Source organism: Streptomyces sp. NRRL B-24484 (assembly GCF_000717715.1).
Classification (GTDB): Bacteria; Actinomycetota; Actinomycetes; order Streptomycetales; family Streptomycetaceae; genus Kitasatospora.
Window position 1 is genome coordinate 356,939 of record NZ_JOAI01000005.1, and the last position, 23,579, is coordinate 380,517.

At 74.7% G+C, this 23,579-nt stretch carries 23 protein-coding genes; 7 read left to right on the forward strand and 16 right to left on the reverse strand.

The features are described from left to right. Positions 1-11 precede the first annotated feature (11 nt). Complete coding sequence (locus IE98_RS48935; RefSeq protein WP_159400845.1) at positions 12-176, reverse strand: hypothetical protein; 165 nt, start codon at positions 174-176, stop codon at positions 12-14. 264 nt (positions 177-440) lie between these two features. Between IE98_RS48935 and IE98_RS0107215 the strand changes: the two genes are divergently transcribed. The 4 genes from IE98_RS0107215 (at position 441) to IE98_RS0107230 (ending at position 4,682) form a co-directional block, all read left to right on the forward strand. Continuing rightward, the gene (locus IE98_RS0107215; RefSeq protein ID WP_052390225.1) at positions 441-1,409 is read left to right on the forward strand and encodes an ABC transporter ATP-binding protein; all 969 of its coding nucleotides are present in this window, start codon (positions 441-443) and stop codon (positions 1,407-1,409) included. Further along, on the forward strand, positions 1,406-2,299 hold the full coding sequence (locus IE98_RS0107220; protein WP_030265998.1) for an ABC transporter permease: 894 nt from the start codon (positions 1,406-1,408) through the stop codon (positions 2,297-2,299). Before IE98_RS0107215 ends, IE98_RS0107220 begins: the two co-directional genes overlap by 4 nt. A gap of 123 nt (positions 2,300-2,422) precedes the next feature. Further along, a complete protein-coding gene (locus IE98_RS0107225) occupies positions 2,423-3,949 on the forward strand; it encodes a phytoene desaturase family protein (RefSeq protein ID WP_199922876.1) in 1,527 nt (508 codons plus the stop codon). 154 nt (positions 3,950-4,103) lie between these two features. Beyond that, entirely contained in the window at positions 4,104-4,682 is a 579-nt protein-coding gene (locus IE98_RS0107230; RefSeq protein ID WP_030266004.1) for a hypothetical protein, read from the forward strand. A gap of 10 nt (positions 4,683-4,692) precedes the next feature. Here IE98_RS0107230 and grpE read toward each other — a convergent pair whose 3' ends face one another. After that, entirely contained in the window at positions 4,693-5,142 is a 450-nt protein-coding gene (gene grpE / locus IE98_RS0107235) for a nucleotide exchange factor GrpE (protein ID WP_052390226.1), read from the reverse strand. Between the two features lie 97 nt (positions 5,143-5,239). Between grpE and IE98_RS50015 the strand changes: the two genes are divergently transcribed. Continuing rightward, positions 5,240-5,605, forward strand: a complete 366-nt coding sequence (locus IE98_RS50015; protein ID WP_052390227.1) for a hypothetical protein — start codon at positions 5,240-5,242, stop codon at positions 5,603-5,605. Positions 5,606-5,625: 20 nt separating this feature from the next. Here the strand turns inward: IE98_RS50015 and IE98_RS0107245 are convergent, their stop codons facing one another. From IE98_RS0107245 to IE98_RS0107255, 3 genes are all read right to left on the reverse strand, one after another. After that, on the reverse strand, positions 5,626-6,369 hold the full coding sequence (locus IE98_RS0107245) for a TetR/AcrR family transcriptional regulator (protein WP_030266012.1): 744 nt from the start codon (positions 6,367-6,369) through the stop codon (positions 5,626-5,628). Positions 6,370-6,434: 65 nt separating this feature from the next. Continuing rightward, the gene (locus tag IE98_RS0107250; RefSeq protein WP_234443430.1) at positions 6,435-7,949 is read right to left on the reverse strand and encodes an MFS transporter; all 1,515 of its coding nucleotides are present in this window, start codon (positions 7,947-7,949) and stop codon (positions 6,435-6,437) included. 123 nt (positions 7,950-8,072) lie between these two features. Further along, entirely contained in the window at positions 8,073-8,555 is a 483-nt protein-coding gene (locus IE98_RS0107255; RefSeq protein ID WP_030266019.1) for a MarR family transcriptional regulator, read from the reverse strand. Between the two features lie 102 nt (positions 8,556-8,657). On the opposite strand from IE98_RS0107255, the gene IE98_RS42135 reads away from it, so the two are divergent. Further along, a complete protein-coding gene (locus IE98_RS42135) occupies positions 8,658-9,068 on the forward strand; it encodes an HGxxPAAW family protein (RefSeq protein ID WP_043173563.1) in 411 nt (136 codons plus the stop codon). On the opposite strand, the gene IE98_RS0107265 is transcribed toward IE98_RS42135, so the two are convergent. From IE98_RS0107265 to IE98_RS0107315, 11 genes are all read right to left on the reverse strand, one after another. Beyond that, a complete protein-coding gene (locus IE98_RS0107265; protein ID WP_030266023.1) occupies positions 9,040-10,035 on the reverse strand; it encodes an antibiotic biosynthesis monooxygenase in 996 nt (331 codons plus the stop codon). The two genes, IE98_RS42135 and IE98_RS0107265, sit on opposite strands and share 29 nt — an antisense overlap. Continuing rightward, positions 10,032-12,758 (reverse strand): molybdopterin-dependent oxidoreductase, encoded by a 2,727-nt coding sequence (locus IE98_RS0107270; protein WP_030266026.1) that lies wholly within the window; start codon positions 12,756-12,758, stop codon positions 10,032-10,034. Before IE98_RS0107270 ends, IE98_RS0107265 begins: the two co-directional genes overlap by 4 nt. Then, positions 12,755-13,582 (reverse strand): FAD binding domain-containing protein, encoded by an 828-nt coding sequence (locus IE98_RS0107275; protein ID WP_030266027.1) that lies wholly within the window; start codon positions 13,580-13,582, stop codon positions 12,755-12,757. The genes IE98_RS0107270 and IE98_RS0107275 overlap by 4 nt, the downstream gene beginning before the upstream one ends. Before the next feature lie 85 nt (positions 13,583-13,667). Further along, positions 13,668-14,681, reverse strand: a complete 1,014-nt coding sequence (locus IE98_RS0107280; protein ID WP_078660833.1) for a carbohydrate kinase family protein — start codon at positions 14,679-14,681, stop codon at positions 13,668-13,670. A gap of 95 nt (positions 14,682-14,776) precedes the next feature. Then, positions 14,777-15,883, reverse strand: coding sequence for an LLM class flavin-dependent oxidoreductase (locus IE98_RS0107285; RefSeq protein ID WP_052390228.1), 1,107 nt, complete (start codon positions 15,881-15,883; stop codon positions 14,777-14,779). 39 nt (positions 15,884-15,922) lie between these two features. Further along, positions 15,923-16,948, reverse strand: coding sequence for an LLM class F420-dependent oxidoreductase (locus IE98_RS0107290; protein ID WP_052390229.1), 1,026 nt, complete (start codon positions 16,946-16,948; stop codon positions 15,923-15,925). A 50-nt stretch (positions 16,949-16,998) separates the two neighbouring features. Beyond that, positions 16,999-18,630 (reverse strand): ABC transporter substrate-binding protein, encoded by a 1,632-nt coding sequence (locus tag IE98_RS0107295; RefSeq protein ID WP_030266041.1) that lies wholly within the window; start codon positions 18,628-18,630, stop codon positions 16,999-17,001. 68 nt (positions 18,631-18,698) lie between these two features. Further along, a complete protein-coding gene (locus IE98_RS47765; RefSeq protein ID WP_043173565.1) occupies positions 18,699-19,487 on the reverse strand; it encodes an ABC transporter ATP-binding protein in 789 nt (262 codons plus the stop codon). Then, on the reverse strand, positions 19,484-20,263 hold the full coding sequence (locus IE98_RS47770; RefSeq protein ID WP_030266051.1) for an ABC transporter ATP-binding protein: 780 nt from the start codon (positions 20,261-20,263) through the stop codon (positions 19,484-19,486). Before IE98_RS47770 ends, IE98_RS47765 begins: the two co-directional genes overlap by 4 nt. Then, positions 20,260-21,102: an ABC transporter permease gene (locus IE98_RS0107310; RefSeq protein ID WP_078660821.1), complete on the reverse strand. Its 843-nt coding sequence runs from the start codon at positions 21,100-21,102 to the stop codon at positions 20,260-20,262. The genes IE98_RS47770 and IE98_RS0107310 overlap by 4 nt, the downstream gene beginning before the upstream one ends. A 1-nt stretch (position 21,103) precedes the next feature. Further along, entirely contained in the window at positions 21,104-22,048 is a 945-nt protein-coding gene (locus IE98_RS0107315; RefSeq protein ID WP_030266056.1) for an ABC transporter permease, read from the reverse strand. 605 nt (positions 22,049-22,653) lie between these two features. Between IE98_RS0107315 and IE98_RS0107320 the strand changes: the two genes are divergently transcribed. Then, positions 22,654-23,559, forward strand: a complete 906-nt coding sequence (locus tag IE98_RS0107320) for a LuxR C-terminal-related transcriptional regulator (RefSeq protein WP_052390231.1) — start codon at positions 22,654-22,656, stop codon at positions 23,557-23,559. The last annotated feature ends 20 nt before the right edge of the window (positions 23,560-23,579 follow it).

The window sequence follows — 23,579 nt, forward strand, 5'->3', positions numbered from 1 at the left end:
CACAGGACCCGTTACTCCGCGGCGGTCTCCGCGGCCGAGTTGGACACGGAGCTGAAGCTGGAGACCGGGCAGGCGGCGCAGGCCAGCGAGCTGACGCTGATGCCACCGTTGACGGTGTCGAGCTCCTCGACCTCGATGTCGAACTGCTCGTTCTCGGTGATCTCGTTCTCGGCCATGGTGGTCTCCCTCCGATGGTCGGCGCCGCACCCCGGCCGGGGCCCGGTCACCGTTCTCCGCCTTCGTCCGCCGGCCTTTTCTCCGGCTCGCTCTCGGCGACGAGAAAAATATGCACCCGGGGCACAGGAGCGCGACAGTAAGGGATGTCAGGAATTCACCCGTGGAAAATGACACACCGCCTCACATGACATTTTGAACCGCTTCTGACCTGGCTATATGTGGACTCTTGCCTTGGCCGCGCATCACCCCTCACGCTGTATTCCATGACATCCACCAACAGCTCCGGAATTCCCGGGACGGCAGCCGTGGAGGTGCGGGACCTGCACCGCCGCTACGGCGATTACGAGGCGGTGCGCGGCGTGTCCTTCACCGTCGCCCACGGAGAACTCTTCGCCCTGCTCGGCACCAACGGCGCCGGCAAGACGACCACGCTGGAGGTGCTGGAGGGCTACGGCCCGCCGAGCTCCGGCACGGTCCGGGTGTTCGGCCTGGACCCGTACGCGCAGGGGCCGGAGGTCCGCCGGCGCACCGGCGTGATGCTCCAGGAGGGCGGCTTCTTCAAGGAGTTGACCGTCGCGGAGACGGTCGACTCCTGGCGCACCTTCCTCACCGGGCCGCGGCCGACCGCCGAGGTGCTGGCCCAGGTCGGGCTCACCGAGCGGGCGGGCACCCGGGTCGCCCAGCTGTCCGGCGGCGAACGGCGCCGGCTGGACCTCGCGCTGGCCGTGCTGAACGGCCCCGACCTGCTCTTCCTGGACGAGCCCACCACCGGCATGGACCCGGAGGCCCGCCGCACCACCTGGCGGATCGTCAGGGAGTTGCAGGCCTCCGGCACCACCGTGCTGCTGACCACCCACTACCTGGAGGAGGCCCAGCAGTTGGCCGACCGGGTGGCCATCATGGACAAGGGCCGGCTGGCCGCGGTCGGCACGGTGGAGGAGGTGCTCTCCGGCCACGGCACCCGGATCACCTTCCCGCTGCCGAAGGGCGTCAGCGAGGCCCAACTGCCACAGGTGCTGGGCGGGTCGGCGAGCGTCACGGACGGCGTCGCGGTGTACACGGCGGCCCGGACCGCCCCGGCGCTGGCCGCGCTGCACGCCTGGGCGGCCGAGTGGTCGGTGGAGCTGGACGGCATCGAGGTGCGGTCCGCCTCCCTGGAGGACGTCTTCCTGGAACTGGCGCACGACGGCCGCGACACCGGCGCGGCGCACGAAGGGGCAGGTGCACGATGACCACCACCGACCCGGCCGGCGCACTCGCCGCCCGCCGCTCCGGGACCGCCGCCGCGGGCCCGTCCCGATCGGCCGCGGCCCCGGGCCGGGCCCGCTACGCCCGCGGCCAGTTCCTGCTCTCCTGGCGGGTGTTCTGGCGCAACCGACGGTCCACCTTCATCGGCTTCCTGCTGCCGGTGCTGCTCGACCTGGTGGTCGCGGCCCCGCTGCGCGGCAAGGAGATCGCCGGGGTGAACGCGGCCGGCTACACCACCGTCGGCTTCATCGGCCTGGCCCTGGTGACCTCCTTCATCAACCTGCTGAACGGGGTGGTCGCCCGCCGCGACGACCTCGTCCTCAAGCGGCTGCGCGGCACCGAGGTCCCGCCGACGGCGATCTTCGCCGGTCAGATCGGTGCGGGCGGGGCCGTGGTGCTGCTGCAGGTGCTGGTGCTCGGCGCGGTCTCGGTCGGCTGGTTCGGCGCGGAACTGCCCGCCGACCCGCTGCTCTTCCTGCTCACCGTGGCCGCGGGCTACCTGCTCTTCGCGGTGCTCGCCGTGGCGCTCTCCGGCGTCACCCCCAGCGCGGAGACTGCGCCGATGGTGGCCACCCCGGTGCTGCTGCTCTGCATGTTCGGCAGCGGCGTGGTCGCGCCGGTGGCCTCGATGCCGGACTGGCTGCAGCCCGTCGCGCACGTGCTGCCGCTCGCCCCGGTCGTGGAGACCCTGCGGACGGCCTGGTTCGGCCGCGGCTTCGGCCACGAGACCTGGGCCGGCGCCCCGCTGGACCGGCTCGACCTGCTGCACGGCTGGGCGCACGCCGCCCCCTCCCTGCTGATGATCGCCGCCTGGGTCGCCGCCGCGGCCGTCCTCGGCCGCCGGCTGTTCCGCTGGGAGCCCCGCCGCGGCTGACCGCCGCACCGCCCGCCCGGCGCGCACCCCCGACCGCCCGGGGGTGCGCGGGGCCACCGCCCGGGTGTGCGAGAGTGCGGACGGACGGATCGTCAGCGGGCGGGTACGAGGAGCGTGGGCGCGGTGGCAGGGCGGGCTTCCGGCAGCACTTCGGGCGGCGGCGGCCGGGTCGGTGGCGGCGGCGGCGGCAGGGGCAGCCGGGTCGACGCGGTGGTGGTCGGCTCCGGACCGAACGGGCTCGCCGCCGCCCTGCTGCTCGCCGCGGCCGGCCTGGAGACCGTGGTGTACGAGGCCGCCGACACCGTCGGCGGCGGCATGCGCACCGCCGAGACCACCCTGCCCGGCTTCCGGCACGACCTCTGCTCGGTCGCCCACCCGATGGCCCTGGCCTCGCCGTTCTTCCGTGCCTTCGGCCTCGCCGACCGGGTCGACCTGCTGCAGCCGCCCGCGCCGTACGCGCAGCCGCTGGACGGCGCCCCCGCCGGGATCGCCTACCGGGACCTCGACCGCACCGTCGAACGCCTCGGCCGCGACGGCCGCGCCTGGCGGGCCCTGTTCGGCCCGCTGGTGGACCGCTGGCAGGGTACCGTCGACGCCGCGCTCTCCGACCAGCGCCGGCTGCCGGCCGACCCGCTGACGGCCCTCCGGCTGGGCCTGCGGGTCGCCGAGTTCGGCACCCCGGCCTGGGGTGCGCGGTTCCGCGACCCGGCCGCCCGGGCGATGCTCGCCGGCGTCGCCGCCCACGCCGTCGCCCCGCCGCGCGCCCTGGCCCCGGCCGGCGCCGGCCTGCTGCTGGCCGCCCTGGGGCACGCCGTCGGCTGGCCGGTGCCGCGCGGCGGCAGCCGGGCGATCGCCGACGCCATGGCCGCCGAACTGGTCCGCCGCGGCGGCCGGGTCGTCACCGGCCACCGGGTCGGATCGCTCGCCGAACTCCCGCCCGCCCGGGCCGTCCTGCTCGACCTCACGCCCGCCGGGCTGCTCCACCTCGCCGGGCGCGCCCTGCCCGAGGGGTACGCCCGGAGGCTGCGCGCCTTCCGCTACGGCCCGGCCGCCTGCAAGGTCGACTTCGCGCTGTCCGGGCCGGTGCCCTGGGCGGACCCGGCCTGTGCCGAGGCGGGCACCCTGCACCTGTCCGGCAGCCGCGAGGAGACCGTCGCCGTGGAGCGCGAGGTCGCCGCGGGCCGCCATGCGGCGCGGCCGTACGTGCTCGCGGTGCAGCCGGGGGTCGTCGACCCGGGCCGGGCACCCGCCGGGATGCACACCCTGTACAGCTACGCCCATGTGCCGCACGGCTCGACGGTCGACGTCAGCGAGGCGGTGGAGCGGCAGATCGAGCGGTTCGCCCCCGGCTTCCGCGACCTCGTCCTCGCCCGCTCCACCACCACGGCCGCCGACCAGCAGCTGCACAACGCCAACTACGTCGGCGGCGACATCGGCGGCGGTGCGATGTCGCTGTGGCAGACCGTCTTCCGCCCCGTCCCCGCCCTCGACCCGTACGCCACCCCCCTCGACGGCGTCTACCTCTGCTCCGCCTCCACCCCGCCCGGCCCCGGCGTCCACGGCATGGCCGGCCTGCACGCCGCCCGCCGCGCCCTGAAGCACCGCTTCGGCCTCACCGCCGACCCGCTGGAGCACCTGGCGCAGGGCTGAGCCCCGGCCCGATCCGCGGAATCGCGTTGACGGGCGCGCCGACCCTGCCGGAGGCTGTCCCGGACCGTCCGTCAGGAGGCCGACCGGATCGGCCGCCCCGGGCCCGCCGGCCCGTCCCGGCAGCCCCGGGGACCACCGCTCAGGGAGGGAACCCGTGCAGCCACGGACCCGAGCCGCGTCGGCCCTGCTCGCGCCGGCCCTCGCCGCAACACTGCTCCTCACCGGCTGCACCCCCGGCGCGCCGCACGCCGCCACACCCGTCCCCTCGGACGGCGGGCCGAGCCACAACAACCGGATCCACACGGGCAGCGAGGCGAGCCCGTCGTACTGGGTCAGGTCGCCGACGGACCGCTTCGCCCTCCTGGTGGAGGAGTCCGGCTCGAAGGGCGATCCCGGGGGCGTCCGGCGCCGCGCGGTGATCAGGTCCTACACGCCGTCGTCCTCGTCGACCGGCGAGGGGACGCTCGGGCCGGTGGTGTGGCGCGACACCGCGGCGTACGGCACCCTCGCCGACAGCCCGACCTTCCGGTGGGAGGACGCCGCGGACCGCGTCTGGATCGTCCTCACCCCCGGCGGGGAACCGTACCCGGCGGTGGCGATCCACGTGGTCTCCGAGGCGGGCGGCGGAGCCTGGTCCCCACGCACGGTCGACAGGTCCGAGTACGGGAACGTTCCGCGGTCGGTCCTCGGGAGCGTCCCGCAGCCGATGCGCGGGGAGCTCGGGCTGTCGTGACCGCGGGTGCTCAGACCGGGCCGGGCGGCGGTTCGGCGACGACGACCTCGGCGGGGCGCAGCAGCTGGTCGCCGACGCGGTAGCCGGTGCGGACGACCTCGATGCAGATCGGCTCGGTGACGACGGTGGAGCGGGTGTAGCCGACGGCGAGGTGCAGGACCGGGTCGAAGGCGTCGCCGGGTTCGCCGAAGGACTGCAGGCCGAGGGAGCCGAGCTCGGTCTCCAGGAGGTCGGCGACGGCGCCGAAGCCGTCGACCACCTCCCCGGCGACCCGGGCCCGGTCGATGGCGTCGAGCACGGGCAGTAGCCGGCCGAGCACGTTGGAGACGGCGATCTCGCGGACGGCGAGGCGGTCGCGGTGGACGCGGCGGCGGTAGTTGTCGTAGTCGGCCTTGAGGCGGCGCAGGTCCTCGTCGGGCCCGGCGTGCGGGCCCTCGCCGTCGCCTGCCGAGTGCGCCATGGGCGGAACTCCCTCCGGACGGTATCCGCAGCCCCTGAAACCGGGATAATTCTGGATAAAGGGCTTGTCAAGGGCCGAGGCAGGGAGGTAGGGCGCGATGATCACCGAACTGGCCGTGGAGCGGGTCGAATTCACCTGCGGGCAGTGCTGGCACCACTGGTCCGTGGACTACGACGTCCAGCACTACCGCGACGACGACGGAGGCGACTGGGAGTACTTCTCCCACGACGGCATAGGCGCGGCCTCGCCCTACACCCCGGACGGCGGGGTCCCGTGTCCGGAGTGCGGGCGGCACTGGGTCGGCCACCTGGTCGCCCGGCGGCTGGTGCCGCTGGCGGGTTCCGGCGGGTCCGTGCCGCGCCACCCGGTCGGGGACCCGGCGAGCCACCGTCCGGAGCGGCACGACGCGCCGCTGCTGTCCGGCACCGTGCGCCGCGAGCCGCACCCGACCACGCCGGGCTGATCACCGGCCGTCGGCGGAGGTCAGCGGTCCGCGGCGACGGTCGCGTCGATGCCGGCGAGGGCGATGTCGAGCCCGGCTTCGAACTGGCTGTCGCGGGAGGCGCGCAGGCCGCCGTCCTCGGTGGGCGGCAGCAGGTCGGCGTTGTCGAGGAAGCGGGCGTCGGCCCGCTCGGCGACGCCGCGGACGACCCGGTTGAGCCCGTCCTCGTCGAGGCCGGAGGCCTTGACCCGCTGCATCCACTGCGACTCGGCGAGGGCGAAGCCGTAGACGAACTGCAGCACCAGGCCGAGGGCGCCGCCGAGCCGTGCCCCGGTGAGGCCGGTGCGGCGGATCGCGCCGATCGCGCTGGTCGAGAAGAAGAGCGCGTTGGGGCCCAGGGCGAGGAACTGGCCGACGAGTTGGGCGGCCCAGTGGTGTTCCTGCAGGCAGCGGCGGTACTCGTGGGCGAGCAGCCGCAGGTGGGCCCGCCAGTCGTCGCCATCGCCGAGCGGCGGGATCCGCATGTCACCGAAGGCCTCGTCGAGGGCGAGTTCGAGGAGTTCGTCCTTGTTGTCGACGTACCAGTAGACCGACATGGGGGTGACGTCGAGGGCGGCGGCCAGCTTGCGCATGCTGAAGGCCTGGACGCCGTCGGCGTCGAGCAGTCCGACCGCGGTGCGCACGATCCGCTCGCGGCTGAGGCCGGCGGGCGCGCTGCCGCGGCGCCGCTCGCGGGGCGGCGCCACCCAGATGCTGACGGCCGGGTCGCGGGGCTTGTCCGCCATGCTCGTCCTTCGTGCTCGCTGCACGGCCGCCGGTGCTGCGGCCGTGCAGCGATCGTAGGGCCGGATCAGCCGGCCTGGGGCACCGGCTCGGCGGGGACGGACGCGGCAGGCGGCGCACCGGCGGCCCGGCCGAGCAGCCAGGCCGCGACCAGGCCGCCGGCGAGCACCGCGGCGGCGCCGATGAGCTGGCCGGCGGTGAGGCTGTCGGCGAAGGCCGACCGGATCGTCCCGGCCGCGGAGGGGCCGCCGGCGGCGAGCGCGTCGGGCAGCGAGCGGGCGGCGGAGTCGGGCAGCCCGGCGGGCAGCGCGGCGGCGAACTTCGCGGCGAGCACGGCGCCGAGGACGGCCACGCCGAGCGAGTTGCCGAGTTCGCCGAGGGTGCCCATCAGGCCGGAGCCGACGCCGGCCTTCTCCGGCGGGATCGAGGTCATCACCGCGCCGGCCATGGCGGGCTGGGCGCAGGCGACGCCGGCGCCCATCATCACCAGGCCGAGCAGGATGCCCGGGTAGGAGCCGCCGTGGCCGAAGAGGGCGATCGCGGCGAGTCCGCCGGCCAGCAGTGAGAGGCCGGTGGCGATGGCGGTGGGCGGCGAGAGCCGGGCGGTGAGCCGCATGCCGGCGCCGGTGAGGTTGAGGGCGACCACGGTGAGGGCCATCGGGGCGGTCCGCAGACCGGCGTCGAGCGGCCCGTAGTGGAGGACGAACTGCAGGTGCTGGGTGAGCAGGAAGAGCGAGCCGCCCATGCCGAAGCTGACCAGGACGCCGCCGGAGACGGCGCCGCGGAAGCGGGCGTTGCGGAAGAACGCGAGGTCGAGCAGCGGGTGTTCGATCCGGCGCTCCCAGAGGCCGAAGGCCAGCAGGAAGAGCGCGCCGAGGCCGCCGGCGAGCAGGGTGCGGGGCGCCGTCCAGCCGTAGCCGGGGCCCTGGATGACGGCGTAGACGAGGCCGGTGAGGCCGGCCGTGGAGAGCACGGCGCCGAGCAGGTCGGGGCGGTCGCCGCGCGGGTCCTTGGACTCGGGCACCAGCCGGCCGACGGCGACCAGGCCGAGGGCGGCGACCGGCAGGTTGACCAGGAAGGTGGAGCCCCACCAGAAGTGGTTGAGCAGCAGGCCGCCGATGACCGGTCCGAGGGCGATGCCGAGCGAGGCGACGGCCGTCCAGGCGGCGATCGCCTTGGGCTGCTCGTCCGCGTCGAAGGTGCGGACGACGATGGCGAGGCTGGTGGCGAGCAGCAGGCTGCCGCCGACGCCCATGCCGGCGCGGGCCGCGATCAGCTGGCCGGGGTCGCCGGCGAGGGCCGCGGCGAGCGATCCGGCGCCGAACAGGCCGAGGCCGATCATCTGGACCTTCTTGCGCCCGTACCGGTCGGCGAGGCCGCCGGCGGCGATCAGCAGGCCCGCCTGGGCGAGCGAGTAGGCGCCGATGACCCACTGGGTCTGGGAGGTGGTGGCGCCGAGCTCCTCGGTGAGGGAGGGCACGGCGACGTTGAGGATGGTGTTGTCGAGGATCACGACGAGCTGTGCCAGACAGATGACCGCGAGGATCACCCATCGGTCGGGGCGGCGCTGGGGATCGGTCACTGCCGGCTCCACTCTATTCTACGGTGTATAAGACTTGTACACCGTAGAAGAGAGGCCGCGCGGAGCGCCACCGATTTGCGGCAACCCATCGGCCCGGCCGGGCACCAGGGGCCGGCCGGGGCGTCAGAGTCCGGCGCGGATCTCGTCCAGCGACTCCTGCATCAGCGCCCGCGCCCGGGTGAACCAGTCGGCCAGCACGGCGACCTCCTCCGGGCCGTAGTCGGCGAAGAGTCCGCCGAGCCGCAGGTAGAACGGCCCGTAGGCCTCCATGATCCGCTGCTGCGCCGAGGGGTCCATCGCGATCCGGACCTTGCGGCGGTCGTCCGGGTCCGGCGCGCGGCGGGCGTAGCCGGCCTTCTCCAGGCGGTTGAGGACCCCGGTGACGGCGCCGGTGGTGAGGTTGGCCCGCTCGGCCAAGTCGCCGGCGGCCAGTGACTCGCCGGCCAGCTCGGCCTCGATCAGGAAGCCGATGCAGGTCAGGTCGGTGGTGTTGAGGCCGAGTCGCGCCGCGATGTCCTGCTGCCCGAAGTGGGCGAGGGCGATCATCCGGTCCATCGCCTGCAGGGCCTGCTCGGGGGTCGCAGCCGGGCGCGGCTTGCCTTCCACGGACAGTCTCCTTAGCATCTAAGTTACTTAGCTCGTGAGATAAAAGTTCTGCCGGGCGCGGGCCTGCGCCGCCGACGGCACCATCACACCGTACGAGGAGACATGAGCGCACACGGCGACCACGACATGGGGCACACCGTCGCCGGCTGGACGGGCTCCCTGCTCGCCGTCGCCGGCACCGCGGTGGCCGGAACGGCGTTCGCGGCGGGCTCCACCGCCGCCCTGTGGGCGGGCCTGGCACTGCTGCCGGCCGCCGCCCTCACCACCTGGCTGCTGCACCTCGCCGGCTGGGGCAAGGCCACCGGCCCGCGGCCGCTCGGCCGCCGCGACTGGCACCTGCGCGACCGCACCGCCCGGCACGGCCACCCCGACTGCCTCGGCTGCCGCCTGGCCGGCCGCGGACGCAGCGCACCCGCTCCCGAACGGGCCGTCGCGGCGCCGGGGCGGGTGCGCGTCCAGGCGCCGCGGACCGACGCCGGGTCGGTCAGGGCAGCGTCCAGAACTGCGTCGTGATCAGGTAGAAGACCGCGACCCAGAACGCGGTCGCCGCGGCGACGATGCCGAGGCCGATGCGGTTGGTCCTCGCCGCCGGTTCGTCGGGCTTCGGCCGGAGCCACCGCTTGAGCAGCCGGTTCACGTAGTACGGCATCGTGAAGAAGGTCATGATGAAGCTCGACAGCAGGTTGCCCACCAGCAGCCCGAGCCAGAGCGGCATGTGCGCCGGCGACAGCGCGAGCGTCAGCAGCACGACCGTCGGGTAGAGGCCGACCCAGACCGCCAGGGCGGTCTTGGCCTCCGAGGGCGGCGGCACCTCCCTGCCGTTCTCCTCGAAGGCGAACCAGCTGCCGAACGAGTTGTCGATCGTGTGCAGCTTGAACTCGTCGAACTTCCTGCCCTCCGCCAGGATCTCCCGCCGCTCGGCCGACGTCAGCCAGGCGTCGAGGTGTTCGGCGTTGTCGAAGCGGTACAGCGTGGTCCACTCCTCCTGCAGTCCCTCGATCGGGCGGAAGAGCTCAGTGCCGCGGTAGCCCACGAAGGTGGACTCCTCCTGGCTCATCCGCTGCTGCCAGGCGAGGAAGTCCTCGACGTGGTTCGGGTGGACGCGGTGGGTGACCACCATGGTCACCAGCGGATCCGGCGGCCTCGCGCCGCCGCTGACCACCTGCTGGGTGGCCGGGCCGTCGAAGTAGCCGCGGCCGACGTCGAGCAGGGTCTGCCGGGTGGCGCTGTTGATCCACGCCTGCAGGTGGGCGATCGAGTCGAACCGGTACACCACGACCCAGTCCGGCTGCAGGGCCGTCGGCGGGGAGATCTCCGCACCCAGGTACCCGGTGTAGTCGGCGGCGGCGCTGTTCACGTCCAGCTGCCAGGTCGCGTACTCGCGGTCCAGTCCGGGCCGGACCTTCTGGCCGATGATGGCCGTCGCCGTCGCGCCGTCGCGCGCCTCGGTGCTCGTGCCGCTGCTCAGGTCGCTGCTCATGTCGTCCGCCCCGTGGGTGCCCGCCTGCTCCCGGCGAGCCGGCCGTAGATGCGTTCCGGGGTCAGCGGCAGCGCACGGTGGCGGACGCCCGTGGCGTCGTGGAGCGCGTTCGCCAGCGCCGGGGCGACCGGGTTGATGCAGCACTCCGCCATCCCCTTGGACCGCATGGGCCCGAAGGAGTCCGACGACTCCACCAGGAGCACCTCCGTCCGGGGCACGTCGGCGTACGTGGGGATGCGGTAGTTGCGGAAGTTCGGGTTGACCACGGCCCCGCCGGCGTCGACGTGGTGGTTCTCGGTCAGCGCGAAGCCGATGCCCTGGGCGACACCGCCCTCCACCTGGCCGCGGACCTGCGCGGGGTTGATCACCACGGCGGCGTCGGTCGCCTGGACGCTGCGCAGGATCCGGATCTCGCCCGTCACCCGGTGGACGGCGATCCGGAACCCGTGCGTGTTCGAGGTGACGCTGCGCGGCGACCCGTAGGCCTTGCGGGCGGCGTTGAAGCGGATCCCGCGCGCCCGTGCCAGCGCGACGAGTTCGGCCAGCGACACCCGCCGGTCGCCGCAGACGACACCGTCGTCGTCCATCGAGCACAGGACGAGGTGGACGCCGGTGTGCGCGGCGGCGAACTCCAGGATGCGGTCGCGCACGGCGTTGGCCGCCCGCAGCACCGCGTTGCCCGCCACGAAGAGGCCGGCGCTCGCGAAGGCGCCGGTGTCGAACCCGGTGCGGTCGGTGTCGGACTGGACGAGACGGATCCGCGACGGCGTGGTGCCCAGCTGGTTCGCCGCGATCTGCACATGGGCGGTCGAGGTGCCCTCGCCGAACTCGACCGTCCCGACGGAGAGTTCGTAGACCAGGTCGTCGCCGAGCGTGACCCGGGCCTCGGAGGTGTGGTCGGTCGGCGGCGCGGTCTCGTGCAGCGAACTCGCCACGCCCGTCCCGACCAGCCAGTCCGGACCGGGCGGCGGCTCGTCGGCCGTCCGGGCCAGCGCCTCGCCCACCAGGTCGATGCACTTGCCGAGTCCGTCCTCGGTGAACATCACGTCGTCGGGGCCGTCGTGCAGGGCGACCAGCGGATCGCCCGGGCGCACGATGTTGCGCCGCCGCAGTTCGAGCGGGTCCATGTGCAGCGAACGGGCCAGTTCGTCCATCGCCGACTCCACGGCGAACGCCGGCTGCGTCATCCCGTAGCCGCGCAGGGCCCCGCTCGGGACGGTGTTGGTGTAGACGGAGAAGGCGTCGTACTTCTTGTTGGGGCAGCGGTAGATCATGACGGCCGCGCCGCCCGCGAACAGCGTCTCGCCGCCGTGGTTGCCGTAGGCGCCCGTGTTCGACACGTTGCGCACCTGGAACGCCGTCAGCGTTCCGTCCGCCTTCGCGCCGAGCCGGACGGTCAGCGTCATCGGGTGCCGGGGCGAGGCGGTGGTGAACTCCTCCTCGCGGGTGTACTCGAAGCAGACCGGCCGGCCGGTGTCCAGGGCCGCGAGCGCGACCAGGTCCTCCGAGATCACCTCCTGCTTGCCGCCGAAGCCGCCGCCGACCCGCTTGCAGAACACCCGCAGCTGGTCCGGCCGCAGCGCGAAGAGGTAGGCCAGCTTGACCTTCGCGATGGACGGCGACTGCGAACTGGTCCGGACGTTCAGCCGGCCGTCCTCCATCCAGGCGATCGAGCCGTGGGTCTCCAGGTGCGCGTGCTGCACCCGCGGCGAGGAGTAGGTGCCCTCGTGGATCACGTCGGCCTCGGCGAACCCCGCGTCCACGTCGCCGATGTGCGAGTGGAGTTCGAGCAGGATGTTGTGGACGGGGTCGCGGACGAACGGGTCCGCCGTGCCGTGCAGCTGCGGCGCCCCGTCGGCCATCGCCTCCTCGGGGTCGAACACCGCCGGCAGGGGCTCGTAGTCGACGACGACCCGGCGGCAGCCCTCCTCCGCCGCCGCGACCGTGTCGGCCAGCACCGCGACGACCCGCTGGCCGACGAACCGCACCGTGTCGTCCAGGACGAAGGTGTCGTCCGGATCGACGAGGTGGTCGGTGTGGATCGCCGTGGTGAAGCGTTTGCGCGGCACGTCCTCCCAGGTGTAGACCCGGTGCACGCCAGGGACGGCGAGCGCCGCGGTCCTGTCGATCGAGACGATCCGGGCGTGCGCGTGCGGCGAGTGCAGGACCTTGAGGTGCAGCATGCCGTCGATGTGCGTGTCCATCGTGAACTCGGCACGGCCGGTGACCACGTCGTTGGCCGCCGGCGCGCCCACGGACGTCCCGACGGCCCGCCCGGGCGCGGCCGTCTCCACACCGGTCACGCCCCGTACCGCGTCCTCGATCGCCCGGTAGCCCGTGCATCGGCAGAGGTTGCCCTTCAGCGCCCTCGGCAGGTCCTCCTTCTGGGCCTCGGTGAAGGTGGCCGAGGTCATGATCATCCCTGCGGTGCAGAAGCCGCACTGGAAGCCCGGGGCGTCCCGGAACCGGCGCTGCATCGGATGCAGGTTCCCCGGGGACCCGAGACCCTCGATCGTGGTGACCTCGCGGCCCTCCGCGCGGAAGGCGGGGGTGATGCAGCTGTGCACCGGGCTCCCGTCCACCCACACCGTGCAGGCCCCGCAATCGCCCGCGTCGCAGCCCTTCTTGACACCGTGGTGGCCGAGCTGCCGGAGGAAGGTGCGCAGGCACTGGCCCGGAGCGGGCTCCTCCTCGAAGCCCCTGCCGTTCACGCTGTAGGTCATGCCGGGCCTCCGTCCGCGAGTTCGCGGCGAATCTCTTCGGCGAAGTGCTGGGTCAGGTGGCGGCGGTGGTCGGGGGTCCCGTTGGGGTCGTCGAACCAGACGTCGTCGGGGATCGCGTCGACGCCGCGCCGCAGCGTCTCGGCGTCGGGCACGGTCTCGAAGGCCAGGCGCACCGGCCGGGTGGTGCCGGCGGTGACGGTGAGCAGCATCCCGCCCGTGCCCGGCGCCCGGGTGCCGACGAGGAAGACCGTCGAACGGCCGAGGCGGGTGAGTGAGAAGCGGCGGTGCGCGGTGCGTTTGCGCAGGGCGCGCGCGGGGATGTCGATGCGCCGCAGGATCTCCCCGGGCGCGAGGACGTTCCGGTTGTTGCCGGTGACGAAGTCGTGGGCGTCGACGGTGCGCACCGACCCGTCGGCGGCCCACAGTTCGTAGGTCGCCTCCAGGGCGACGGTCAGGGTGATCATCGGGCCGGCCGGCAGTGACAGGCAGATGTTGCCGCCGACGGTCGCCGCGTTCCAGACCTTGAACGACGACAGGAACGCCTCGCAGCTCGCCGCCAGGAGCGGGCCGGCCGTCCAGTCGCCGGGCGGCTCGAAGGCGTGGAGGTCACGGACGGTGCACGTGGCCCCGATCGAGAGACCGGCGTCGCTCGTGACGAGCGGGTCCCAGCGTAACGAGGTCAGGTCGACCAGGCGGTCGAGGTGCGGCTGCTCCACGGAGTACAGGAAGGTTCCGCCGGCGAGCCAGGCGTCGCCCTCGCGCCAGTCGGCGCCCGGACGGTCGGCCGGCCGCCGCACGACTTCGGTGATGGTGTTGAGGTCCATGGCAGTTGGTCTTGGCTCGGTGGACTCGCCGGATCCGACGGGTCGCGACGTGCGCCGGGAGCGGGCACAACCTCGAGCGACAGAGTCATGTTCCGGCCGCTGCGGTCGAGCTGTTCGAGGAAGGACCGGCGGGCGCTGGATTACCTTTCGAGCGTATACCGGAACGGGCCGGCAGGTGCGGCCGGACGGCCGCGGCCGCCGCGGGCCCGTAGGCCTCGGCGAGCCGGTGCAGGAAGTCCGCCCGGTCGAAGCGGTACTCCTGGGTGCCGACCGCCTCCAGCGCCAGGGTGGCCAGCAGGCAGCCGACCCGGGCCGCGGCGAGCACGGGCAGCCGCCAGACCGTCCCGGCCAGGAAGCCGGCCCGGAAGGCGTCGCCGACACCGGTCGGGTCGGCCACGGCCCGCTCGGGCGGCGGGCCTGTGCGCACGGGCGGTGCGCCGCGGCGCTCGATCCGGACGCCGTCGGCGCCGAGGGTGGTGATCCAGCTGCCGACCCGCCCGAGCACCTGCTCCGCCGTCAACCCGGTCTTGCGGAGCAGCAGTTCCCGCTCGTACGCGTTGGTGAACAGCAGCGCGGCGCCGCCGACGAGCTGCGCGATCTCCTCGCCGTCGAGCCGGGCGAGCTGCTGGGACGGGTCCGCGGCGAACGGGATCCCGGCCCGGCGGCACTCCTCGGTACGGCGCCGCATGGCCGCGGGATCGTCCGGGCCGACCAGGACCAGCCGCGCCGGTCCGCTACGGGCCAGCACCCCCGCGAGGTCGATCTCCGCGGCGCGGGCCATCGCGCCCGGGTAGAAGGAGGCGATCTGGTTCTGCTCCCGGTCGGTGGTGCACAGGAAGCGGGCGGTGAACAGCTCCGGCACGGTCAGCACCCCGGTGGTGTCGACGCCGTTGGCGCGCAGCCAGGCGTCGTACTCGGCGTGGTCGGCCCCGGCGGCGCCGACCAGCACCGGGGCCAGCCCGAGCCGGCCGAGGCCGACGGCGATGTTGGCGCCCACGCCGCCGCGGCGCACCTCCAGCCCGCCGACCAGGAAGGAGAGCGAGACCCGGTCCAGCCGGTCGGGCAGCAGCTGTTCGGCGATCGACCCGGGGAACTCCATCAGGTGGTCGGTGGCGATGGAGCCGCTAACCACGATCCGCCCGGCCGGGTCGTACGCGGTGCTGGTCACGGGGGTTCCTTCCGGTGGCGGGCCGGTCACCAGCCGCGTCGGGCGGCCGGGATCCGGACGCCGTGGCGGAGGCGGGCGACGAGGGCGCGGCGCAGTTCGCGGTCGTGGTCGGTCTCGGCGGGCAGGTCGAGCTGGACGATGTCCACGCCGGCCGAACGGAGCAGGCCGATGCGGTCGGCGACGGTGTCCGGCGACCCGGTGTACGTGGCGGCGAGCGAGCGGCGGACGTAGGCGGCGACCTGGTCGGCACCGTCGCTGCCGGCCCGCCGCGGGTCGGCGCGGCCGCGTTCGCGGTCCCGGTCGAGCTGGACGGCCTCGGCGAAGCCGTGGGCGGCGGGGCCCGCGGTGAGCCGCAGGGCGTCGCGCCGCAGCCGCCGGACGCGCTCCCGGGCGGCCTCGTCGGTGTCGTCGAGGACGACGGTGACGTGCCGCCAGATCCGCAGGGTGCGGCCGTGCGCGGCCGCGGCGGACCGGACCTCGGCGATCCTGCGGCGGGTGTCCGGCAACGGCAGCGGGCTCACCGCGTACACGTCGGTGTACCGGGCGGCCAGGGCGACTCCCTCCGGGGCGGAGCCGCCGAAGGACAGCAGCTCGCCGCCCGGGTCGGGGCGCAGCCCCGGCCTGGCGCCGTGCACCTGGTAGAACTCGCCGTCGTGGTCGATGTCCGCGTCGGCCGCGAGGTAGCGCCGGAACACCTCCAGGTACTCGCCGGCCCGGCGGTAGCGGTCCGCCTTGCCGAGCAGGTCGCCGTCGCGGGCGACGTCCAGGTCGCTGGAGCCGACGATCACGTGGGCGGCCGCCCGTCCGCCGGAGAGCCGGTCCAGGGTGGCGAGGGCGCGGGCGGCGGTGGTGGGCGCGGCGGCGCCGACCCGGTGCGCGACGGCGAGCCGCAGCCGGTCGGTGGCGGCGAGCGCCCAGCCGGCGACCAGCCACGGGTCGGGCCAGGAGCTGGACTGCACCACGAGGGCGGAGTCGAAGCCGTCCTCCTCCAACTCCCGTGCGGTGCGGGCGACGTGCCCGGGGTCGGCGGTGCGGTCCCGCGGGTCGGGGGCGTGGCGCAGCGCCTGCCGTTCCTGCGGGGTGCGGCCGGTGACGGGGGCGGCCCGGACGCCGCCGCGGATCTCGAGTTCCATCGGGGTACCTCCTCGGGTCGGGCAGGGCCTGGGCCGTCTCTAGCCCGCGGCGGGGCCGAGGCGGGCGAGGGTGTCGAGCAGGCGGGACCGGCTGACGAAGACCTCCGGCGGCAGCGAGACGTACAGCTGGATGGTGGTGACGCCGGGCAGGTGGTACTGCAGGATCCGCTCCCGGCACTCCTCGGGCGAGCCGCTGATGAACAGGCCGTCGACGGCCTCGTCGGGCAGTGCCTTCTGGGCGCCCTCGTGGTCGCCGGCCGCCCAGCGTTCGTGGGTCTCGGCGAGCAGCTCGCCGTTGCCGAGCCACTCGTGGAACTTCCGGTAGGGCTCGCGGTTGAGGATCCAGGCGAGGAAGGGGCGGCTGGCCCGGTGGGCGTGGTCGGTGTCCTCGGTGGGGCAGACGAAGACCTTGACGACGAGTTCCTTGCCCGGCGGCTGCGGGCCGACGGCGCCCAGCACGGTCGGCAGGTCCTTGGGGAACAGCAGGTTGGTGATGGCGCCGTCCCCCTCGGTGAAGCCGAGCCGGAGCATGCCGGGGCGCAGGGCGCCGAGGATCACCTTGACCGGCTCGGCGGGCGGGTGCGGCAGCCGGTAGCCGGTGATGGAGAAGGTGTCGAAGTCCCCGGCGACGTGCTCGCCGCGCAGCGCGCGGGTGACGAAGCGCAGCACGTCCCGGGTGCGTTTGAAGGGCTCGTCGAACGGGATGCCGTTGATGTCGGTGACGTGCGCGGGCACGGACGCCCCGATGCCCAGCAGGACCCGTCCGGGGGCGAGTTGGGCGAGGGTGGCGGCGGTCTGGGCGAGCACCGCCGGCCCCCGGGTGTGCACCGGCACGATGCCGGTGGCGATGCGCAGACCCGGGGACCAGGCGGCGGTGGCGGCCAGCGGGGTGAAGGCGTCGGTGCCGCCGCCCTCCGCGCTCCAGACGTCGGTGTAGCCGAGGTCGGGGAGCCGTTCGACGAGGAAGCGGTGCCGGTCGATGGTGAGGCCCGGCAGCGGCAGGGTGATGCCCCACTTCGGCGGTCCGGCCGGGGTGCGGCCGTGCGGTGGGTACGGGGCGGTCATGGCGGCGGACGTCCTTCCTGGACGGTTCGGTGGGCGGCGGAGCGCCGTGGCTACGGGCGGACCCGGACGGTGGTGAGGTCGAGGAACCAGGACTGCGGCTGGACGAGCCCCTCGACCTTCGGCGAGAGCGCCCGCGGGTTGCGGTCGTTGACCACGAACAGCCACGGGGCGTCCTGGGTGACCAGCGACAGCGCCTTGCGGTAGTCGGCCTGCCGCTTCTGCCGGTCGGGCGAGGCGGAGGCGCTCGCCAGCAGCGCGTCGACCTGCGGGTTGGCGTAGTGGCCCGTCCAGAACGGGCTCTTGGAGCCGATGAACAGCGGCAGCAGCGCCTCGGACTGGAAGAGGGTCGTGGACTGGGCGATCGCGTCCGAGCCCAGCGCGACCTGTCCCTTGGCCTCGGCGCCGATCAGGGTGGACCAGTCGGTGGTGCGCAGTTCGACCTTGATGCCGACGGCGGCGAGGTCGCGCTGGATCGCCTCCGCGATCGGCACCGGCAGCAGGTTGCCGGAGCCTCCGGTCGGCACCGTGACGGAGGTGGAGAAGCCTCCGGCGAGCCCGGCCTCGGCGAGCAGCTGCTTGGCCTTCGCGGGGTCGTGGCCGTAGGTGTCACCGGCCGGGTCGTAGGCGAAGGTGGCTCGCGGGGCGGCCTGTTGGGCCGGGTCGGCGGTGCCGTGCAGCAGCTTCTCGGCGATGGCCTTCCGGTCGATCGCGTAGTTGGCGGCGCGGCGCACCCGCGGGTCGTTCCACGGCGCCTTGGCGGTGTCCAGGATCCAGTACCAGAGGTGGTCGTAGCTGTTGGTGGCGATCCGCACGCCGTCGGCCTTCAGGCTGTCGATGTCGTCCGGGTTGGGGTACTCGATCCAGTTGACGCCGCCGGAGCGCAGTGCGGCGGTGCGGGCGGCGGCGTCCGGCAGCGACTTCACGACCAGCCGGTCCAGCTTCGGAGCGCCCCGCCAGTAGGACGGGTTGGCGACCAGGTCGATCTCCTTGCCCTCGGTCTGCGAGACGAAGGCGAACGGACCGGTGCCGACCGGGTGCCGGGAGAAGTCGGCGGAGCCGGTCTTCCGGACGGCGGTGGGGCTGGCGATCAGGACGTGCGCCAGGTCCTCGGGGAAGTGCCCGTTGGGCTCCGCGGTGACGAGCTCGACGTGGTCGGCGTCGGTCTTCCGGTACGAGACGATGTCGCCCGCGTACTCCTTGGCGGCGGCGCCCAGCGCGTCGGTGTACTCGGGACTCCGCTTGTCGAGGTAGCGGGCCAGGTTGAAGATCACGGCGTCCGCGTCGAAGGGGGTGCCGTCCTGGAAGGTGACGCCCTTGCGCAGGGTGAAGGTCCAGGTCTTCGCGTCGGCGGCGACCTGCCAGGACTCCGCCAGGGCGCCGGTGACGACCGGCGGCCGGTCGGTGTCCTTGAGCAGCTCGTACCGGGTGAGGCCCTCGTAGATCTGGAAGCTGACGAGGCGCTTGCCCTCGAAGCCCGCACCGCCGATGACGGTGTCCGGGTTCGGCAGCTTGCCGGTCGCACCGATGACGAGGGTGCCGCCGCGGCCCGGGCCGCCGCCCGCGTCACCCGCGCCGGTGGCGGTTCCGGAGGCGCAGCCGGCGGCCGCGAACAGCACGGCGGCGGCCGACAGCGCGCCGGCTCTGGATCGGACGGGGCGGTGGCGGTGATGACCGTTCGTCATGGCGGTTTCCTGTTCGTTCGGTTCGGTGGAACGGGCGGTGCGGGTGCACGGGGTGGGTACGTGGGTGGTCAGGGGGTGGCGGGGCCGCCGGTGGCGGCCTCCAGCAGGGCCCGGGTGTACGGGTGGGCCGGCGCCTCCCAGAGCTCGGCGGCCGGCCCTTCCTCCAGCACCCGGCCCCGGCGCAGCACGAGCACCCGGTGCGCGAGGTGCCGGACGACCGCCAGGTCGTGCGAGATGAACAGGTAGGCCACGCCGGTGCTCTCCTGCAGACCGGTGAGCAGGTCCAGCAGCCGGGCCTGCACGGTGCGGTCCAGGGCCGAGGTCGGCTCGTCGCAGACCACCAGGTCGGGGCCGGTGGCGAGGGCGCGGGCCACCGCCACCCGCTGGAGCTGGCCGCCGGACAGCTCCCGCGGGAAACGGCGGGCGAGGCCCGGCTCCAGGCCGACCTGGCGGAACAGCGCGGCGACGGCCTCGGGGCGCTCCCGGCGCGGCATGCCGTGCAGGCGCAGCGCGAACGCGACGGCCTCGCCGGCCCGCAGGGCGGGGTTGAGCGAACCGCGGGGGTGCTGCGGGACGAACTGCAGCCGGGCACGGAGGGACCGTCCGGTACGGCCGCGGAGACGGTACGGGTCCCGGCCCGCGAAGCGGACGGTGCCGGCGTCCGGAGCCAGCAGGCCGAGGGCGAGCCGGGCGAGGGTGGACTTGCCGGAGCCGGACTCTCCGACCAGCCCGAGGGTCTCGCCCGCGGCGACGGCGAGGGAGACCTCCTGCAGTGCGGGGCGGCCCCGGAAGTTCTTTGTCACCTTGTCGACTTGAAGGAGCGGGGTGCTGCCGGGGGCAGCGGTGGAAGGGGTCATCGGTCGGCTCCCGGGTCGGCGGTCACCAGGGCGGTGGTGAAGGGGTGGTCGGGGTCGGCGAGGACGCGGGTGGCGGGGCCGCGTTCGACGATGCGGCCGGTCCGCATGACGGCGACCTCTCCGCCGATCCGGCGGGCGGCCGCCAGGTCGTGGGTGACGAGCAGCAGGGCGATCCCGCAGTCGGTGCGCAGGGTGCCGAACAGGTCGAGGATCCGGCCGCGGACCAGGGCGTCCAGCGCGGTGGTCGGCTCGTCGGCGATCAGGAGTTCGGGGCCGCAGGAGACGGCGACGGCGATGGCCGCCCGCTGGCGGAGCCCGCCGGACAGCTCGTGCGGGTGGGCGCGGGCTACCCGCTCCGGGTCGGGGACGCCTGCGGTGGCGAGCAGCCGCAGGGCGTCCGCGCGGGCGGCCCGGCGGGAGTCGGCGACCCGGTGGCGGCGCAGCACCTCGGTGATCTGCGGACCGATCCGGCGCAGCGGGTCGAGGACGGCGGCCGGATCCTGCGGGACGTAGCCGATGCGGCGGCCCCGGATCCGGCCGAGGGTGCGTTCGTCCAGGCCGAGCAGGTCGGTGCCGGCCAGCCTGACGCGGCCGGTGACGGCGGCGCCGCGGCCGGGCAGTCCGAGGACGGTGCGGGCGACGGTGGTCTTGCCGCTGCCGGACTCGCCGAGCAGCACCAGGGCGCCGCCCGCGGCGAGGTCGAGCGAGACCCCGTCGGCGGCGCGGACGCCGCCCGGGTGGGTGACGGTGAGGTCGTCGACGCGGAGCAGGCTCATCGGGCGGCCTCCGGCAGCAGGGCGCCGCGGTCGCCGATCCGCTGCCGCAGTCCCTCGCCGAGGGTGGTGAACACCACCGAGACGGCGAGCACGGCCAGGCCGGGCAGGACCGCGGGCCACGGGTGGGTGAAGAGGGCGGGCCGCAGTTCGTCGAGCATGGCGCCCCACTCGGGGGTGGGCGGGGCGACGCCGAGGCCGAGGAAGGCGAGTCCGGCCGCGTACGCCACGGCGAGTCCGACCAGGGAGGAGGCGTAGACGAGGACGACCGGGGCGACCACCGGGACGACCTGGCGGAGCACCAGGGCGAGCGGGCCGGCGCCGGAGACCCGGGCGGCCTCCAGGTACTCGGCGGTGCGGATCCGCCGGACCTCGGTGAAGGCGACCCGGGCGACCGCCGGGGTGAGCACCACGGAGAGGGCGAGCACGGTGGCGCCGAGGCCGGGCCTCAGCAGGGTGGCGACGGCGATGGCGAGCAGCACCCCGGGGAAGGCGTAGAGCACGTCGAGGGCGCGCAGCAGGGCCTGTTCGAGGACGCGGCCGCCGAGACCGGCGGTGATGCCGGTCAGGGTGCCGGCCGCGGTGGCGGCGGCCACCGGGACGAGCCCGCCGGTGAGCGAGGCCCGGCCGGCCCAGATCAGCCGGCTCAGCAGGTCACGGCCCTGGCCGTCGGTGCCGAGCAGGTGTCCGGGGGCACCCGGGTCGAGGAGCCGGTCCTGCAAGCGGCCGGCGGCCGGGTCGTACGGGGCGAGCAGCGGTGCGGCGGCGGCGACCAGGACGACCAGCAGGGCGAGGGCGGCGGGGACGGCGACCGCCGGGTCGCGGAACGGGCTGCGGGCCATCTCAGCTCCTCGTCCGCGGGTCGACGGCGGCGTGCGCGGTGTCGACGAGCAGGTTGACGCCGACGAACGCCGCCGCGACGACCAGCACCCCGCCCTGGACGAGCGGAAGGTCACGGGCGGCGAGCGCGTCGTAGAGCAGCCGGCCGAGGCCGGGCCGGGCGAACAGGGTCTCCACGAAGACCACCCCCTCCAGCAGATAGGCGAGTTGCAGGCCGCCGATGGCGAGCAGGGCGGGCGAGGCGTTGTGCACGCAGTGCCGCAGGACTGCAGCCCTGGAGAGGCCGCGGGCGCGCAGTCCGTCGGCGAGGTCCCCGGCGAGGACGGAGCCGAGCGCGGCGCGGAAGACCCGGGCGGTGAGGCCGAGCGGGACGAGCGCGGCCGCCACGGCCGGCAGCACCAGGTGCCGGGCGAGGTCCGCGGAGCCGCCGTCTCCGAACACGTCGTGGGTGCCGCCCGCGGGCAGCCAGCGAAGCCGTACCGCGACCACCGCGATCAGCGCCAGGGCCACCGAGTACTGCGGGGCGGAGACGGCGAGCGTGGTCGCCGCGCCGGACAGCCGGCCGAGCGGGCCGCGCGGCCGCAGCGCGCCGACGGCCCCGAGCAGGACCCCGCCCACCAGCACCAGCGCGAAGGCGGCTGCGGTGAGGACCAGGGTCTGACCGATCGCCGGGAGCAGCAGCCCTCCGACCGGCCGCTGGTCGGCGATCGAGGTGCCGAGGTCACCGGTCAGGGCGTGCCCCAGCCAGGACAGGTACCGGACGGGCAGCGGGCGCTCCAGGCCGAGCCGGGCGGCGAACTCGGCGCGGGCCTCCGGCGGCGCGCCCGGCCCGAGGAAGGCGGCGACCGGGTCGCCGGGGACGAGTGCCACGGTCGCGAAGACCACCACGGTGACGCCGAGCAGGGTCGGCACGGCCAACAGCAGGCGGCGGAGCAGGAATCCGGTCACCCGCCGGCCCTCCGGGGCGGGGCGCCGGCCGGGCCGGCGGGCGGGGTGGGCATGGCGCGGTGTCCTTCCGGGCGGTGCGGGGTGCAGGGACGGCGGGGCACGGGGCCCGGGCCTGCGGCGTTCACTGTGAGGAAGGTTGCGGACCGGCGGTGCGGACAGCCAGTCAGGAGTTCATGCTGATACCGGCGGTCATAGGAGCAGGTACCGGGAGTGCGGGAGCCCCCTGTGCGGATGCCCCGGGCCCCGGAAGCCCGTCCCGTCCTTGACCTGCTGCGAGAGCCGGACCTAGGGTTCTCGTATGGCTTATCGGCGGACCGACTTCACCCTGGTCGGGATCGGCGGCTCGTGGCACCGCAGGTGCTTCGACGAGCTGTGTCCGCTGCGTTCCCCGCGCTGACCGCCCGGCACTCGCCCGCGGCCCGTTCGGCGCCCTCCTCATTCCGGGACCGCCCCGGCCCGCCGTCTCCGCATCCGGAGCCCGGCCCGCCCCCGTCGGCGGCTCCCTGCCGTTGCGCCGCGCCCGCCCGGCCGGCCCGCCATCTCCGAGGGGACCGCACCGCCATGCCCTACCGCACCGACTCGCCCTCCGACCAGGGGGGTTCGCGATGGCAGCACTGACCCAGTTGCCCGCACCGACCGGACCGCGCACCTGCCGGCACCCGGTCCGCCGCACCCCGCGCAGTGCCACCGCAGCGCCTGCGGAAGCCCTGCACACCGAGATCGACAACCCCCTCGACCTGCTGGCCGGCCACCAGCTGCTCGCCGAACCGGCCGCCGCGCCGCCGGACAGACCGGGCGCCGCGGCCGCCGACTGCGGCTGCGGCCACCCGGTGTGCCCCGGCGACGGCCACCCGGCCCACGCCGTAAGGGTGTTCCTCGTCGAGCGGCACCCGGTGGCGGCGGCCGGACTGCGCTCCGTGCTCTCCACCGTGCCCGGCCTGACGGTGGCCGGCTCCGCCGCCGACCCGCTGCGCGCCGTACCGGCGGTCCGGCGGGTGCACCCCGACGTCGTCCTGCTGGGCCGCGGCGGCGGCCTCGGCGAGGACCTCGCCGCCGTGGCGGCGCTGCGCGGGCCGGACGGTGCCCCGGACGCCCGGGTGCTGCTGCTGCGCCGGGCCGAGTCCACCGCCGAGGCCAGCCGGATCCTGCTGGCCGGTGCCAGCGGCTGCTTCCCGCTCGACCTGCCGGAGGAACGGATCATCGCGGCCGTCCAACTCGCCGCCGCCGGAGGCTCGGTGTTCCTCCCGGCGCCGCCAGCGGCACGCACCCACCCGGCCCCGCCGCCGGGCCACGCCGTCGAACCGCCACCGCAGCAGGTCGGGCTGACCGCACGCGAACGCGAGGTGCTCGCCAAGCTCGCCCTCGGCCTCAGCAACGCCGAGATAGGCCGCGAACTCGCCCTCGCCGAAGCCACCGTGAAGAAGCACCTCACCCAGGCCATGCGCAAGACCGGCCACTCGGACCGCCTGCGCGCCGCCCTCTACGCCCACCGCCACGGCCTCGCGGGCTGAACCAGCACCGGCCCGGAGGG